At 70.6% G+C, this 14,517-nt stretch carries 12 protein-coding genes; 7 read left to right on the top strand and 5 right to left on the bottom strand.

Annotated elements, in window-relative coordinates; all coding sequences use genetic code 11:
• The first annotated feature begins 464 nt into the window (after positions 1 to 464).
• From dnaK to C2L59_RS36025, 4 genes are read left to right on the top strand one after another with little or no spacing between them, the layout of a single operon-like run.
• Positions 465 to 2,339 (top strand): molecular chaperone DnaK, encoded by a 1,875-nt coding sequence (gene dnaK, locus C2L59_RS36010; RefSeq protein WP_103354010.1) that lies wholly within the window; start codon positions 465 to 467, stop codon positions 2,337 to 2,339.
• Positions 2,336 to 3,043 (top strand): nucleotide exchange factor GrpE, encoded by a 708-nt coding sequence (gene grpE / locus C2L59_RS36015; RefSeq protein ID WP_103354011.1) that lies wholly within the window; start codon positions 2,336 to 2,338, stop codon positions 3,041 to 3,043. Before dnaK ends, grpE begins: the two co-directional genes overlap by 4 nt.
• A 30-nt stretch (positions 3,044 to 3,073) precedes the next feature.
• Positions 3,074 to 4,246, top strand: a complete 1,173-nt coding sequence (gene dnaJ, locus C2L59_RS36020) for a molecular chaperone DnaJ (protein ID WP_103354012.1) — start codon at positions 3,074 to 3,076, stop codon at positions 4,244 to 4,246.
• Positions 4,247 to 4,251: 5 nt separating this feature from the next.
• On the top strand, positions 4,252 to 4,677 hold the full coding sequence (locus tag C2L59_RS36025; RefSeq protein WP_014467870.1) for a heat shock protein transcriptional repressor HspR: 426 nt from the start codon (positions 4,252 to 4,254) through the stop codon (positions 4,675 to 4,677).
• 136 nt (positions 4,678 to 4,813) lie between these two features.
• Here C2L59_RS36025 and C2L59_RS36030 read toward each other — a convergent pair whose 3' ends face one another.
• From C2L59_RS36030 to C2L59_RS36050, 5 genes are all read right to left on the bottom strand, one after another.
• Positions 4,814 to 5,353, bottom strand: a complete 540-nt coding sequence (locus C2L59_RS36030; protein WP_233223858.1) for a DUF305 domain-containing protein — start codon at positions 5,351 to 5,353, stop codon at positions 4,814 to 4,816.
• Complete coding sequence (locus C2L59_RS36035; RefSeq protein WP_103354014.1) at positions 5,350 to 6,120, bottom strand: lytic polysaccharide monooxygenase; 771 nt, start codon at positions 6,118 to 6,120, stop codon at positions 5,350 to 5,352. Before C2L59_RS36035 ends, C2L59_RS36030 begins: the two co-directional genes overlap by 4 nt.
• Positions 6,121 to 6,265: 145 nt before the next feature.
• Positions 6,266 to 6,982, bottom strand: coding sequence for a dienelactone hydrolase family protein (locus tag C2L59_RS36040; RefSeq protein ID WP_103354015.1), 717 nt, complete (start codon positions 6,980 to 6,982; stop codon positions 6,266 to 6,268).
• 74 nt (positions 6,983 to 7,056) lie between these two features.
• Positions 7,057 to 8,160, bottom strand: a complete 1,104-nt coding sequence (locus C2L59_RS36045) for a globin domain-containing protein (protein ID WP_103354016.1) — start codon at positions 8,158 to 8,160, stop codon at positions 7,057 to 7,059.
• A gap of 350 nt (positions 8,161 to 8,510) precedes the next feature.
• Complete coding sequence (locus tag C2L59_RS36050; protein WP_199199425.1) at positions 8,511 to 9,686, bottom strand: globin domain-containing protein; 1,176 nt, start codon at positions 9,684 to 9,686, stop codon at positions 8,511 to 8,513.
• 254 nt (positions 9,687 to 9,940) lie between these two features.
• Between C2L59_RS36050 and C2L59_RS36055 the strand changes: the two genes are divergently transcribed.
• The 3 genes from C2L59_RS36055 to clpB all read left to right on the top strand — a co-directional run bounded on the left by C2L59_RS36055 (position 9,941) and on the right by clpB (position 14,405).
• A complete protein-coding gene (locus C2L59_RS36055; protein ID WP_103354017.1) occupies positions 9,941 to 10,426 on the top strand; it encodes a MarR family winged helix-turn-helix transcriptional regulator in 486 nt (161 codons plus the stop codon).
• 99 nt (positions 10,427 to 10,525) lie between these two features.
• The gene (locus C2L59_RS36060) at positions 10,526 to 11,713 is read left to right on the top strand and encodes an MFS transporter (RefSeq protein WP_103354018.1); all 1,188 of its coding nucleotides are present in this window, start codon (positions 10,526 to 10,528) and stop codon (positions 11,711 to 11,713) included.
• Positions 11,714 to 11,810: 97 nt separating this feature from the next.
• Positions 11,811 to 14,405, top strand: a complete 2,595-nt coding sequence (gene clpB / locus C2L59_RS36065) for an ATP-dependent chaperone ClpB (protein ID WP_103354019.1) — start codon at positions 11,811 to 11,813, stop codon at positions 14,403 to 14,405.
• The last annotated feature ends 112 nt before the right edge of the window (positions 14,406 to 14,517 follow it).

The following is a 14,517-nucleotide window of genomic DNA, read 5'->3' on the forward strand; positions in this document are numbered from 1 at the left end:
GGGCAGGGGGCGGGCGCGAGTGGGCTCGGGGCGGCACTGGCGCCACGGTCCGCGGCGGCGGCCGATCGTGGTCGGGCGGTGTGCCGGCGGCGGCTGCCGATCGCGGCCGGGGCGGCGTGCCCGCGGCGGCTGTAGATCCCGGCCAAGCGGCGTGCCCGCGGCGGCTGCCGATCCCGGCCAAGCAGCGTGCCCGCGGCGCCTGCGCCCCTGGTCGCGGCCGGGTCGCCCACGACCGAACCCCCGGGTGAGGGGCGTCACACCGACTCGGACCCTTCTCGGCCGCCCGGCCCGGGAACAAGAAGCCCGACCGCCTCGTTAGGCTGGGTACAGAGGTTGAGCGCAGTCGACTCAAGTCCGGCTTGACGAGGTGTGCGAAGGCCCGATAAAACTTGCCAGGGGCTCGCTCAAGGCGAGAACGAACCTGCAGGTCACGAACATAGCAGCCGTACACAGGAGGAAGCACCATGGCGCGAGCGGTCGGCATCGACCTCGGCACGACCAACTCGGTCGTCGCCGTCCTTGAGGGCGGCGAGCCGACGGTCATCGCCAACTCGGAAGGCTCCCGGACCACCCCTTCGATCGTCGCCTTCGCCAAGAACGGTGAAGTGCTGACCGGTCAGCCGGCGAAGAACCAGGCCGTGACGAACGTCGACCGGACCATCCGGTCCGTGAAGCGGCACATCGGCACCGACTGGAAGACCGAGATCGACGGGAAGAACTACACCTCCCAGGAAATCAGCGCCCGCGTGCTGATGAAGCTGAAGCGCGACGCCGAGGCGTACCTGGGCGAGACGATCACCGACGCCGTCATCACCGTCCCCGCCTACTTCGAGGACGCCCAGCGGCAGGCCACCAAGGAGGCCGGGCAGATCGCCGGCCTGAACGTGCTCCGCATCGTCAACGAGCCGACCGCCGCCGCGCTGGCGTACGGCCTGGACAAGGGCGAAAAAGAGCAGACCATCCTGGTCTTCGACCTCGGTGGTGGCACCTTCGACGTCTCGCTGCTGGAAATCGGCGAGGGCGTCGTCGAGGTCCGCGCGACCTCCGGTGACAACCACCTCGGTGGTGACGACTGGGACGAGCGCATCGTCAAGTGGCTGGTCGACAAGTTCAAGGCCACGAACGGCATCGACCTGACCAAGGACAAGATGGCGCTGCAGCGCATCCGCGAGGCGGCGGAGAAGGCGAAGATCGAGCTGTCCAGCTCGAACTCGGCCAGCATCAACCTGCCGTACATCACCGTGGACGCGGACAAGAACCCGCTGTTCCTCGACGAGACGCTCTCGCGCGCCGAGTTCCAGAAGATCACCGCGGACCTGCTCGAGCGCACCCGGAACCCGTTCAACAACGTCATCCGGGACGCGGGCATCGCCGTCGGCGACATCGACCACGTCGTGCTCGTCGGTGGTTCCACCCGCATGCCGGCCGTGTCGGACCTGGTCAAGGAGCTGACCGGCGGCCGCGAGCCGAACAAGGGCGTGAACCCGGACGAGGTCGTCGCGGTCGGCGCGGCGCTGCAGGCCGGTGTCCTCAAGGGCGAGGTCAAGGACGTCCTGCTGCTGGACGTCACGCCGCTGTCGCTCGGCATCGAGACCAAGGGTGGCGTCTTCACCAAGCTCATCGAGCGCAACACCACGATCCCGACCAAGCGCTCGGAGATCTTCTCCACCGCGGACGACAACCAGCCGTCGGTGCAGATCCAGGTGTTCCAGGGTGAGCGCGAGATCGCCGCGCACAACAAGAAGCTCGGCATGTTCGAGCTGACCGGTCTCCCGCCGGCGCCGCGCGGCGTGCCGCAGATCGAGGTCACCTTCGACATCGACGCCAACGGCATCGTGCACGTGACCGCGAAGGACCTGGGCACGAACAAGGAACAGTCGATGACGATCACCGGTGGCTCCGCGCTGCCGAAGGACGACATCGAGCGCATGGTCAAGGACGCCGAGGCGCACGCTGAGGAGGACAAGACCCGGCGCGAAGAGGCCGAGACCCGCAACCAGGCGGAGACGCTGGTCTACCAGACCGAGAAGTTCCTCAAGGACAACGACGACAAGCTGCCCGAGGACCTCAAGGCCAAGGTCAAGTCCGCGATCGACGAGTCGAACGAGGCGCTCAAGGGCACCGACTCGACCAAGATCCGTGAGTCGATCGAGAAGCTGAACGCCGCTTCTCAGGAGCTGGGCACCGCCCTGTACGCCAACGCGAACGCCGACGCGGCGGCCGGTGCGGCCGGTGGCGCGGGTGCGGGTGCGGCCGGGGACGCCGGTGCGGCCGGCGGCCAGGCCAAGGCCGATGACGTGGTGGACGCCGAGATCGTCGAAGAGGACGAAAAGAAGTGACCCACAGCTACGACGAATCCGAGAACCAGGGCCGCGGCCCCGAGGAGCCGGTGGTCGTGCGGGACCGACGTCGGGTGGACCCCCAGACCGGGCAGGTCCGCCCGCCCGGTCCGGCCCACGCCGCGCCGGAGCCGGAGGAGGCGCCCGTGGAGCACGCGGGCCCCTCGCTCGGCGACACGATCATGGACGACGCGGTGTCGGTCGTCTCCGACGTGGAGAAGGAGCTGGCCGAGCGCACCGCCGACCTCCAGCGCCTGCAGGCCGAGTACGCCAACTACCGCAAGCGGGTCGAGCGTGACCGCGAGGCGGTCGTCATCGGCGCGAAGGCGACCGTGGTGAACGACCTGCTGCCGCTGCTCGACGACCTCGAGCGGGCCGAGCAGCACGGTGACCTCACCGGCGCGTTCAAGGCCGTCGGCGACAAGCTGATCAGCGGCCTGCAGCGCGCGGGCCTCGAGTCGTTCGGCGCCGAGGGCGAGCCCTTCGACCCGAGCGTGCACGAGGCCGTGCAGCACAACACCTCGCCGGACGTGGCGGGCCCGACGGTCACCGTGGTCATGCGCCGCGGGTACCGGTTCGGGGACCGCGTACTGCGGGCGGCGCTGGTCGGCGTGACCGACCACGAGCCCGGCGCGACCCCGGGGGACCCGTCCGTGGGTGGCGAGCTGCCACTCGGCGGCGGAGTCGATGAGCAGCAGCAGTAAGAGGAACCAAGTGGAAGGAGGAGACGCCCGATGAGTGCACGGGAATGGATCGGCAAGGACTTCTACCGTGAACTGGGCGTCTCCTCCGACGCCACCGCGGACGAAATCAAGAAGGCCTACCGGAAGCTGGCCAAGGAGAACCACCCGGACGCGAACGCCGGCAACGCGCAGGCGGAGCAGAAGTTCAAGGCGGTCTCCGAGGCGTACGGCGTGCTCTCCGACGCGAGCAAGCGCAAGGAGTACGACGAGGCGCGGCGCCTGTTCGGCGGCGCCGGCGGGTTCAACTTCCCCGGCGGCGGAACCGGCACCGGCAGCTTCGACATGGGCGACATCTTCGGCCAGGCCGGCGCCGGTCAGCAGGGCGGTTTCGGCGGGCTCGGCGACATCCTCGGCGGGCTGTTCGGCCGCGGGCGGACGGCGACGGGCGCGACGGCGAACCGGCCGCAGCGCGGGGCCGACGTCGAGACGGACGTCCGGATCGACTTCACCGAGGCGGTCAAGGGCGCGACCCTGCCGCTGCGGCTGTCGAGCCCGGCGACCTGTGCGACGTGCAGCGGCAACGGTGCGCGGCCGGGCACGTCGCCGCGGACCTGCCCGACCTGTTCCGGGTCGGGGCTGGTCAGCCGCAGCCAGGGCGCGTTCGCGTTCTCGGAGCCGTGCCGCGACTGCCGCGGCCGCGGGACGATCATCGACGACCCGTGCCCCGAGTGCGGCGGCGAAGGCATCAGCACGCGGACCCGCACGCTGACCGTCCGGATCCCGCCGGGCGTCGACGACGACCAGCGCATCCGGCTGGCCGGCCAGGGCGAGCCGGGCCGGGGCGGGGCGCAGGCCGGCGACCTGTACGTCCGGGTGCACGTGGCCCCGCACGCGCTGTTCGGGCGCAAGGGGCTCGACCTGACGATCACCGTGCCGGTGGACTTCACCGAGCTGACGCTCGGCACCACGATCACGGTGCCGACGCTGGAGGCCAAGGTCTCGCTCAAGGTGCCGCCGGGCACGGCGAGCGGACGGGTGCTGCGCGTGCGCGGCAAGGGCATCGCCAAGCGCGACGGTTCGCAAGGTGACCTGCTCGTCACCCTCCAGGCGGCGATTCCCGCCAAACTGGACGACAAGGCGCGCGACGCACTGCAGGCGTACGCCGAGGCGATGGCCGGGCACGACCCCCGGCCCGAGATCACCGAGCTGCTGCAAGGTAGGTGAGTGTGGTGTTCGGCGGGATTCCCCAGGAAGGGGACGAGGAGACCCCGGTGTTCGTCATCTCGGTGGCGGCCCAGCTCGCCGGGATGCACGCGCAGACGTTGCGCACGTACGACCGGCAGGGCCTGGTCTCCCCGGGCCGCACCCCGGGCGGCGGGCGGCGCTACTCGATGCGGGACATCGCGCTGCTGCGCGAGGTCCAGCGGCTGTCGCAGGAAGACGGCGTCAACCTGGCGGGCATCAAGCGCATCATCGAGCTGGAGAACCAGGTCGACGCGCTAAGGGCCCGGATCACCGAGCTGACCGAGGAACTGACCGCGGCGTACGTGGCCGCGGAGCAGGCGACAGCGGCGGCGCACGCGTCCTACCGCCGGGACCTGGTGCCGCTCAACCAGCAGACGGCGCTGGTGGTCTGGCGGCCCAAGCGCCGCTGACGACGACCGTGCGACGAGGGCCTCCCCGGGCGACCGGGGAGGCCCTCGTGCGTGAGCAGTCCCTCCCGGCTGCTCACCGCCGCGGGTCACTGCCCTCGTGCGTGAGCAGTCCCTCCCGGCTGCTCACCGCCGCGGGTCACGTCTTGACGTTCAGCAGCTGCTTGACCTCGGCCGTCCGGGACTCGATCACCCGCCGGGCCAGGTCGCGGGCCTGGGCGTTGACGCCGCCGGCCGTCCCGTTCTCCGTCTGGGCCAGCTCGACCGCGCCCTGCTGCTGGCCCGTCAGGACGTCCAGGAACCGGCGGGTGAACTCGGTGTCCGACGCCGCCCGGAGCGCGCCCACCAGGTCCGGGGACGTCATCTTCATGCCCCCGTGGCCCGCGTGGGCCTGGGGGTTCGTGTCCATCGTCTCCGGCTGGTTCCACTCGTGGAGCCAGCGCCGCATGTCCGCGACCTCGGTCTGCTGCGTCACCTCGATCGCCTTCGCCAGCTCCTTGAGCTCCGCCGGAACCGGGCGGGCCGAAGCCAGGCGGACGAGCTCGACGCCCTGCTCGTTCTGGGGGATCAGCATCTGCAGGAACATCACGTCGGCGGCGTTGTACTGCGGGGCGGCCGCCGTCGCGCCGCTGCCGCATCCGGTCAGCAGCAGCGCGACGACGGCCAGGACCAACCTCACTGGCGCTGCCACAGCGCCGGGGTGTTCGGCGGCTCCCAGCCCGCGATCGCCGTGTGCGGCTGGAGGCAGCGGTAGCTCGCGCCGTTGTACGTCACGACGTCGCCCGCCTTGTACGCCGTGCCCGCCGACCACGTTCCGCTGGAGGGCGGGGTGGTCGTCGTGGTGGGCGGCCGGGTGGTCGTCGTGGTGGGCGGCGTCGTCGTGGTCGGCGGTGTGGTGGTCGGCGGCGTGGTGGTGCCGCCACCCCCGCCGACCTGCAGGTCGATGCAGCTGTAGAACGCGTTGGCCGTGTCCGAGATGTTCCAGATGGCCAGCACCTTGATCCGGCCCGAGTAGCCGGCCAGGTTCACCGTGTGCGACAGCGTCGACGGCGGCTGCTGGTTGTTGCCGTTGAACAGCGCGACGCGGGTGTTGCCGACGTAGTACTCGTAGCTGGACGTCGAGTGCCGTGCGGTGAAGACCCAGTTGAACGTCACCGTGGTGCCCACCGACTTCGCGGGCCACGGCTTCGACTCGTCGGTCAGCTCGGCGAACTGGGACAGCCCGCCGTTGCAGCTGCGCAGCCCCTTCGGGCCTTCGACGCTCTGCGGTTCGTAGACGATCTCGCCGCAGTTGGGGACCTTCCCGGCCGCGCAGTTGGCCTGCCGGCTGGGCGGATCCGACACGTAGCCGTGGGCACTCGCGCCGGTGGCGGGGAGGACGACGACCAGCACCGGTGCGAGGAGTGCACCGGCCGCGGCCGCGAAGAGCTTTCGTTTCAGGGTCATTTCGGCTCCTCGAAGGGGAACTGCGTCGTTCCGGAGGAAGGACGAACGAGCACATCCGGGGAAGATGTGGTCTAGACCATAAGGCGATTCGGCCACAACGGTCAACGAACTACCGCCGTTCGACGAATTCGCTGCTCCGTCCGGCTCAGTGCGAAGGTCGGGCCGGCTGCTGCAGGTGTTCGCCGAAGAAAGACGTCACTCGGCGCCAAGCGTCCTCCGCCGATTCGTGGTGGTAGGTGAACCCGACCACCTTGAGCAGCAGGTTCACCGGCGCCGCGGTGTCGATCTTGTTGGCGAACCCGTGGCTCGCGTCCGGGTACTCCTTGACGTCGTGCGGGACGCCACGCTGGGTGAGGGCCGTCTCCAGCTTGGCCGCGGCGCCGCGCAGGCCGAAGTCCTTCTTGCCGAAGCTGGCGACGACCGGGCAGGCGTCGTCCAGGACGGACAGGTTCTTCGGCAGCTGCCCGTAGTAGGGCGCGGACGCCTCGAAGCCGCGCGACGCCGCGACGAGCGCGAAGCCGCCGCCCATGCAGAAGCCCGCAATGCCGACCCGGCCCGAGCAGTCCGCCCGGCCGGCCAGCAGGGCGCGGGACGCCTCGATGTCGTCGAACGCCCGGCCCTGGTTGGCGAACATGTCCGAAAACACCCGGCGCACGCAGCGGCGCATACCCCCGCGCGAATACAGGTCCGGGCTGAGGGCGAGATATCCCTCGCGGGCGAAGCGGTCGGTGATGTTCTTCGTGTCCTGGCTCAGCCCGAACACGTCGTGGATCAGCACCACGCCCGGGTGCGGTCCCGCGCCGGAGGGTTCCGCCAGGTAGCCGCCGATGGTGCCGTCCGAAACCGGAATAGTCATCTCCATATCGGTGAAGATAGCGAGAATCCCCCGGTCCGGCGCGGGCCGCTGAGAGTTCCTCAGCGCATTCCGGACAAACCTCAGTCCAGCGTGAACGGGTCGTACGATATTCGTTCCAGCTCGATCCCCTTGGCCAGCAGCTTCGCGACGGTTGCCTGGATCATCGGCGGCGAACCGGAAACGAGGACGTCGTGGTGGCGCCACGAGCCGCGCTGGGTCACGGCGTGGGCGAGCGTGCCGCGGTCGCCGCCGGCCAGCGCGCCCTCCTCGGTGACCGGGGTGACCGTCAGCCACTTCGACGTCGCCGCCAGCCGGCGGAGCTCGTCCAGCGCGTACAGGTCTTCCGGCCGCTTGCCGCCGAAGAACAGGTGCACGGGCGGGTTGCGCTTCCAGCGCGAAAGGTCGTCGAGGATCGCCAGCAGGGGCGTGATGCCGGTGCCGCCGCCGATCATCAGCAGCCGCCGCTTGGTGGTGGTCGGGCGCACGTTCAGCACGCCCATCGACGGCCCGAGGCGCCAGACGTCGCCGGGCCGGGTGTGGTTGACGATGCTGCCGCTGACCCAGCCGCCGGGCACCGCGCGCACGTGGAAGGTGAGCTGGCCGTCGCCGCGGGGTGCGTTCGCCGGGGACAGGTACCGCCAGAACCGCGGCCGCTGCGGCACTTCCACGCTGACGTACCCGCCCGAGCGGTACGGCAGCAGGCCCTCGGTGCGCACCTTCACCAGCGCGACGTCGCGGGCGAGCTTCCGGTGCTCCAGCACGGTCGCCGACCACGCGGCCGGCCCGGTCTCCGCCTGGGCGGCTTCTCGCATCGTCTTGGCGATGAGCCCGTAGGCCGCGGTCCACGCGGATTCGACTTCGGGGGTCCATTTTTCCTTGAGGAACCGTTTCAGCGCGGCGATCAGCGCGACGCCGACGGCGTCGTAGTGGCGCGAGACGACGGCGAACTTCCGGTGGTCGCGGCCCAGCTGGCCGAGGAAGGTGACCAGCTCGTCGGGCCGGTCGACCATCTGCACCACGTACACGAGCGCGCGCAGCAGGCGGCTGCGCTGGGTCGTCATGGTGACCGGGAACAGCTCGCGGCAGTCGGGCGCGACCACGAACAACGCGCCGTAGAAGTACTGCGCCAGTTCGTCGGCTTTCGGTTCGATCTCCGCAAAGCTTTCACGAATCAACCGGGCCAGTTCACGACCTTCCGCAGCCGAAACGGGGGGGGCTCGGGCATGGCGGAGATCTTCACGGATTCAGCACTCATCGGGAACGGTAATCTCCAGTCCTGCAAAGGCTTTTTTCACGCCGTGCACCCGGCGTCGCTGTGCGGTGCCGCCCCCGAGGGTTCCCGACTGTAGGCGAATTCCCGTGCAGATGCGCGTGATTACGCGCGTTCCCGCTCGAACGGAGCAATTCGGCCACGCGCCGTCAACCCCGCCTGGCATAGCGTAAAAATGATCACGCCGTCAGATAAATCCGTTACCCGTTGCTGATTCCCGGGGCGTAACGAAATTGCGAGCCGCGGCGACCCGTGCGCGGCGCGCTAGTCGATCGTGAACGGGTCGTACTGGATCTGGTCCAGCGCGCTGCCCGCGACCAGCATCCGCGACACCGTCGCGCGGATCATCGCCGGCGAGCCGGAAACGAAGATGTCGTGGCCGGGCCAGGAGCCGTACCGCGTGACGGCCTCGGCCAGCGTGCCCTGCTCGAACCCCGGGACGTCGCCGCCGCGCTCCACCACCGGCGTGACGCTCAGCCACGGGTTGGTGGCCGCGAGCGCGCGCAGCTCTTCGAGGTCGTAGAGGTCCTCACGCGCCGGCCCGCCGTAGAACAGGTGCGTTCTCGGGTTCTCGCCCCACAGTGCGAGGTGGTCGAGGATCGCCCGCAGCGGCGCGACGCCCGTGCCGCCGGCGACCATCAGGACGCCCCGCGACGACTCCCGGGCGACCGTCAGCCGGCCCAGCGGCGGGCCGAGTCGCCAGACGTCCCCGGGCTGCGTGTGGCTGACGATGGCGCGGGACACCCAGCCGCCGTCGATCGCGCGGACGTGGAACTCGATGCCGCCGTCCTCGCGCGGCGCGTTCGCCGGCGAGAGGTACCGCCACAGCCGCGGCCGCTGCGGCACTTCGACGCTCACGTACTGGCCCGGGTGGTAGGGCACGGGCTGGTCCGGCACCAGCCGCACCAGGGCGAGGTCCCAGGTCAGCCGCCGGTGCTCGACCACGGTGGCCGACCACGACGGCGGGTTCGTGTCCGCCGCGGCGGCGTCCTGCATGGCCCGCGCGGCGATGGTGAACGCCTCGGCCCAGGCCCGTTCGACCTCGGGCGTCCACTCCCGGCCGAGGTGGTTCTTCAGCGACGCCAGCAGCGCGGTGCCGACCGCTTCGTAGTGCCGCGGCACCACGCCGAACTTGCGGTGGTCGCGGCCCAGCTGGCGCAGGAACGGCGCGAGGTCGTCGGGCCGGTCGACCATCTGCACGATGTGCACCAGCGCGCGCACCAGCCGGCCGCGCTGGATCTCCATGTTGATCGGGAAGAAGTCGCGGGTGGTCGGGGCGAGGGTGAACAGCATCCCGTAGAAGAACTGCGAGATGTCCGCGATGTACGGCTCCGACTTCGCCCAGCTGTCCCGGATCAGCCGGACCATCGCGGCGACCGCCGCGGGGGCCTCGCGCGGAGCCGAAGACCTCGGGAGCGGGCTGACGGAGTCGGCTGTCATGTGCGGTTGTTCACGGGTCGGGGACCGCCTCCTGGGTCCTTCGCCACTGCTGCCACCTCGTCACTCAACGTCACCGGAAGGCGCTGCACGCACCGCCCGTCCGCAGGGTAGCGGCCGGGCGGCCTTTTGCCCGCATTGTTGCTCCGACCGGGTGTATTGCCCCCGGTCAGGCGTGGGCGACCTCACCGGAAAAATGGTTGTCCCGAGCAAGTGTCGGGCAATAAACTTGTATTGCACAACTAAGGGAGGTTCCGATGGGCTTCGACGACACCGACGACGACGTCCGGGTCGAGCTCATGCGGGAGCTGAAGACCGCTTCCCAGCTCCAGCACGCCTGGATCATGCAAGCCTGGCAGAGCGAACCCGGCCTGCACCCCGCGGCCGCGATGCTGCTGTCGGACCTGGCCAAGAACGGCGAGGCCCGCCCCTCCGAGCTGGCGAAACGCCGGTTCGTCGACCTTTCGGTCGTGAGCAGGCAGATCACCCAGCTCTCCGCGGCCGGGCTGGTCGACCGCCGTCCCGCGCCCGAGGACGGCCGGGCGTCCCTGGTCAGCGTGTCCGAGAAGGGGCGGGCCGAGCTCGCCCGCTGGCGGGTCAACTACCTGGAGTTCATGGAGAAGGCGCTCGGCGGCTGGGACGACGAGCGCGTCACCGACCTCACCGGGCGGCTCGCGGAGATGAACGCCGATCTCCGGCGTGCGCTCGGCAGCGCCGCCTGCCTGGCTGACACGAACAAGTGACACGGGCGCGAAGAGGCCCACCCGAAGTGGCTTTTTGCTCGCCGGAAACTGTCCGTTCGGTCCTGACTTAGCGGCATTCCGCAGGGTTAACGTCGGTGGGTGACGCGTGACCGGGTCGCACTGCTGTGCGCGCTGGGGATCGACAACTTCGGTTCAGGGTTGTTCCTCCCGTTGGCGCTGGTCTACGTGACGCAGGTGGTCGGGCTGCCGCTGGCCGTGGCCGGCACCGCGGTCACCCTCGGTGCCGTCGGGGGGCTTGTCATCCCGCCGCTCGCCGGACGGCTCGTGGACCGCGTCGGGCCCCGGGCGGTGGTCGTCGTCGCCCAGCTGCTGCAGGCCGCCGGTGTGGGCGCGTACCTGCTCGCCGACGGCGCGGCCCCGGTGATGGCGGCCGCCGTCCTGCTGTCCGCCGGGCAGCAGCTGTTCTACAGCTCCCTGTTCGTGCTCATCGCGGACGTCGCCGGCGACGTCCCGAAGGATCGGCCGTTCGCCGAGGTGGGGATGGTGCGGGCCGGCTCCTTCGGCCTCGGCGGGCTGACGGCGGGTCTGCTGCTGACGTGGCTCGGGGACACGGGTTACGGCATTGCGCTCGCCGTGGACGCGCTGACGTTCTTCGCGGCCGCGTCGATCCTCGTCTTCTTCGTCCGGCTCGCGCGGCCGCACCGGCAGGAACGCGAACGCTCGGTGCGGGTGCTGCGCGACCGGCCCTACCTGGCGTTGATCCTGTTCAGCGGGCTCTTCGGGCTGTCGCTGGACTTCTTCCTGATCGGCACGCCGGTGTTCGTGCTCGACCGGCTGCACGGCCCGGCCTGGCTGCCGGGCGCGATCCTCGCCCTGCTCACCGTGGTGACCAGCGTCGGCGGCACGCTCGCGCTGAGGCTCACCGCCCGGCTGACGCGGATCGCGGCGATGCGGGCCGGTTCGGCGCTGTTCTCCGTGTGGTGCCTGGTCAGCCTGGGCGTCCTGCTGGTGCCCGACGGCTGGCAGGTGGCCTACCTGCTGGCCTCGACGCTGGTGTTCGCCGCCGGCGACCTGGTCTTCGGGCCCCGATCGGGGGCTCTCGCCGAAGCCGCGGCACCACCGGTCGCCCGCGGTCGTTATCTCGCTGCGTACCAGTACGCGTTCACCGTGGCCCAGGTGCTGGCGCCCGCGGTGGTCTCGCTGTTCTCGGTCGCCGACTGGTTACCCTGGGTGCTGGTGGGGGTGTGTGCGGGCGTGGCCGTGGCCGGACTGGGGATGCTCGGCTCGCGGCTGCCGGCGAGTGCGGTGGCCCCCGGACGAAGTTGAGCGGAACAGACTCAAGTTTTCCTGCGTTAGGGATAGTGTCAGGCCACGGTCAGGGCCTGCCACCTGGACTTTCGAAGTACCGAGCATGAGGTGAGGGATGGACGCTTTCAACCCGACCACGAAGACCCAGCAGGCGATCTCGTCCGCGGCGCAGGCGGCCACCATGGCCGGCAACCCGCACGTGTCGGCCGCCCACCTGCTGGGCGCCCTGCTGGCCCAGGGTGAGGGGCTGACCGCACCGCTGCTGACCGCGGTCGGGGCCGACCCGGGGGTGGTGCACAAGGAGCTCGAGCCGCTCATCGCGGCGCTGCCGTCCGCGACCGGCGCGACCGTGTCGAGCCCGCAGTTCGACACGTTCGCGGTGAAGTCGCTGACGCGCGCCCAGAAGCTGGCCACCGAGCTGGGCGACGAGTACGTCTCGACCGAGCACCTGCTCGTCGGGCTGGCCACCGAAGGCGGGCAGGTCGCCGACCTGCTCAAGCGCCACGGCGCCACGCCGGACGCGCTGCAGGAGGCGTTCGTCAAGGTCCGCGGCTCGGCCCGGATCACCAGCGAGGACCCGGAGAGCACGTTCAAGGCGCTGGAGAAGTACGGCGTCGACCTGACCGAGCGCGCCCGCGGCGGCGAGCTCGACCCGGTCATCGGCCGCGACACCGAGATCCGCCGCGTCGTGCAGGTGCTGTCGCGGCGCACGAAGAACAACCCGGTGCTGATCGGCGAGCCGGGCGTCGGCAAGACGGCCATCGTCGAGGGCCTGGCCCAGCGCATCGTCGCCGGGGACGTACCCGAGTCGCTGCGCGGCAAGCGCGTCGTCGCCCTCGACCTCGGGTCGATGGTGGCCGGCGCGAAGTTCCGCGGCGAGTTCGAGGAGCGGCTGAAGGCCGTGCTCAAGGAGATCACCGACTCCGCGGGCCAGGTCATCACCTTCATCGACGAGCTGCACACCATCGTCGGCGCCGGTGCGACCGGCGAGGGCGCGATGGACGCGGGCAACATGATCAAGCCGATGCTCGCCCGCGGCGAGCTGCGGATGGTCGGCGCGACCACGCTCGACGAGTACCGCCAGCACATCGAGAAGGACGCCGCCCTGGAGCGGCGGTTCCAGCAGGTGCTCGTCGGCGAGCCGTCGCCGGAGGACACCATCGCGATCCTGCGCGGGCTGAAGGAGCGCTACGAGGTGCACCACGGTGTCCGGATCACGGACGCCGCGCTGGTCGCCGCGGCCACGCTGTCGGACCGCTACATCACCGCGCGCTTCCTGCCGGACAAGGCCATCGACCTGGTCGACGAGGCCGCGTCCAAGCTGCGCATGGAGATCGACTCGCGGCCGGTGGAGATCGACGAGGTCGAGCGGGCCGTGCGCCGGCTGGAGATCGAAGAGATGGCGCTGGCCAAGGAGAGCGACGCCGCCTCGAAGGAGCGGCTCAACAACCTGCGCGCCGAGCTGGCCGAGAAGCGCGAGACGCTGACCGCGCTCACCGCGCGCTGGCAGAACGAGAAGGGCTCGATCGAGCGCGTCCGCGAGCTCAAGGAGCAGCTCGAGCAGCTGCGCGGCGAGTCCGAGCGCGCCGAGCGCGACGGTGACCTCGGCAAGGCCGCCGAGCTGCGCTACGGCCGGATCCCGGCGCTGGAGAAGGAGTTCGAAGCGGCCACCGCGGCGAGCGAGGCCAGCCAGCAGAACGTCATGCTCAAGGAAGAGGTCGGCGCGGACGACGTCGCGGACGTGGTCAGCGCGTGGACCGGCATCCCGGCGGGCCGGCTGCTGGAAGGCGAGACCGGCAAGCTGCTCCGGATGGAGGACGAGCTCGGCCGGCGCGTCATCGGGCAGGCCGAGGCCGTGCAGGTCGTCTCGGACGCGGTGCGCCGCAGCCGGGCCGGCGTCGCCGACCCCGACCGGCCGACCGGTTCGTTCCTGTTCCTCGGCCCGACCGGCGTCGGCAAGACCGAGCTGGCCAAGGCGCTGGCGGAGTTCCTGTTCGACGACGAGCGCGCGATGCAGCGCATCGACATGAGCGAGTACGCCGAGAAGCACTCGGTGGCGCGCCTGGTCGGTGCCCCGCCCGGGTACGTCGGCTACGACCAGGGCGGCCAGCTGACCGAGGCCGTCCGGCGCCGGCCGTACTCGGTGGTGCTGCTCGACGAGGTCGAGAAGGCCCACCCGGACGTCTTCGACGTGCTCCTGCAGGTCCTCGACGACGGGCGGCTGACCGACGGCCAGGGCCGGACGGTGGACTTCCGCAACACCATCCTGATCCTGACGTCGAACCTCGGCTCGCAGGCCATCGCCGACCCGGGGCTCGACGAGCGGCAGCGGCGGGACGCGGTCCTGGACGTGGTGCAGCGGCAGTTCAAGCCGGAGTTCCTCAACCGGCTCGACGACATCGTCGTGTTCCACTCGCTCGGCACCGAGCAGCTGACGTCCATTGTGGACATCCAGGTCGCCCGGCTGGCCAAGCGGCTGGCCCAGCGGCGGCTGAACCTGGACGTCACCGACGGGGCCCGCGAGTGGCTCGCCCTCAACGGCTTCGACCCGATCTACGGCGCCCGCCCGCTGCGGCGGCTGGTCCAGTCGGCGATCGGCGACAAGCTGGCGAAGGAGCTGCTGTCGGGCGAGGTCCGGGACGGCGACACCGTGCGCGTCGACAGCCCGGAGCTCGAAGCCGGTGACTCGCTGACCGTCACCCGGGTCTGACCGCTCGTGAGGGGCAAGGCGGGTGCTGACCCGCCTTGCCCCTCACGACGGCTGTCCACAGTGGTTCGTGGCGATTTGTCGACCCGCCGGCTGCCGGAAAATGCTCCGAATG

The sequence above is a fragment of the Amycolatopsis sp. CA-128772 genome, from assembly GCF_002904295.1.
Classification (GTDB): Bacteria; Actinomycetota; Actinomycetes; order Mycobacteriales; family Pseudonocardiaceae; genus Amycolatopsis.

Bases quoted from the DNA above. Each gene is read 5' to 3' on its own strand.
- C2L59_RS36050 (WP_199199425.1), bottom strand. From the start codon at position 9,686: ATGACAGCCGACTCCGTCAGCCCGCTCCCGAGGTCTTCGGCTCCGCGC.
- C2L59_RS36055 (WP_103354017.1), top strand. From the start codon at position 9,941: ATGGGCTTCGACGACACCGACGACGACGTCCGGGTCGAGCTCATGCGG.
- clpB (WP_103354019.1), top strand. From the start codon at position 11,811: ATGGACGCTTTCAACCCGACCACGAAGACCCAGCAGGCGATCTCGTCC.
- dnaJ (WP_103354012.1), top strand. From the start codon at position 3,074: ATGAGTGCACGGGAATGGATCGGCAAGGACTTCTACCGTGAACTGGGC.
- dnaK (WP_103354010.1), top strand. From the start codon at position 465: ATGGCGCGAGCGGTCGGCATCGACCTCGGCACGACCAACTCGGTCGTC.
- C2L59_RS36040 (WP_103354015.1), bottom strand. From the start codon at position 6,982: ATGGAGATGACTATTCCGGTTTCGGACGGCACCATCGGCGGCTACCTG.
- C2L59_RS36035 (WP_103354014.1), bottom strand. From the start codon at position 6,120: ATGACCCTGAAACGAAAGCTCTTCGCGGCCGCGGCCGGTGCACTCCTC.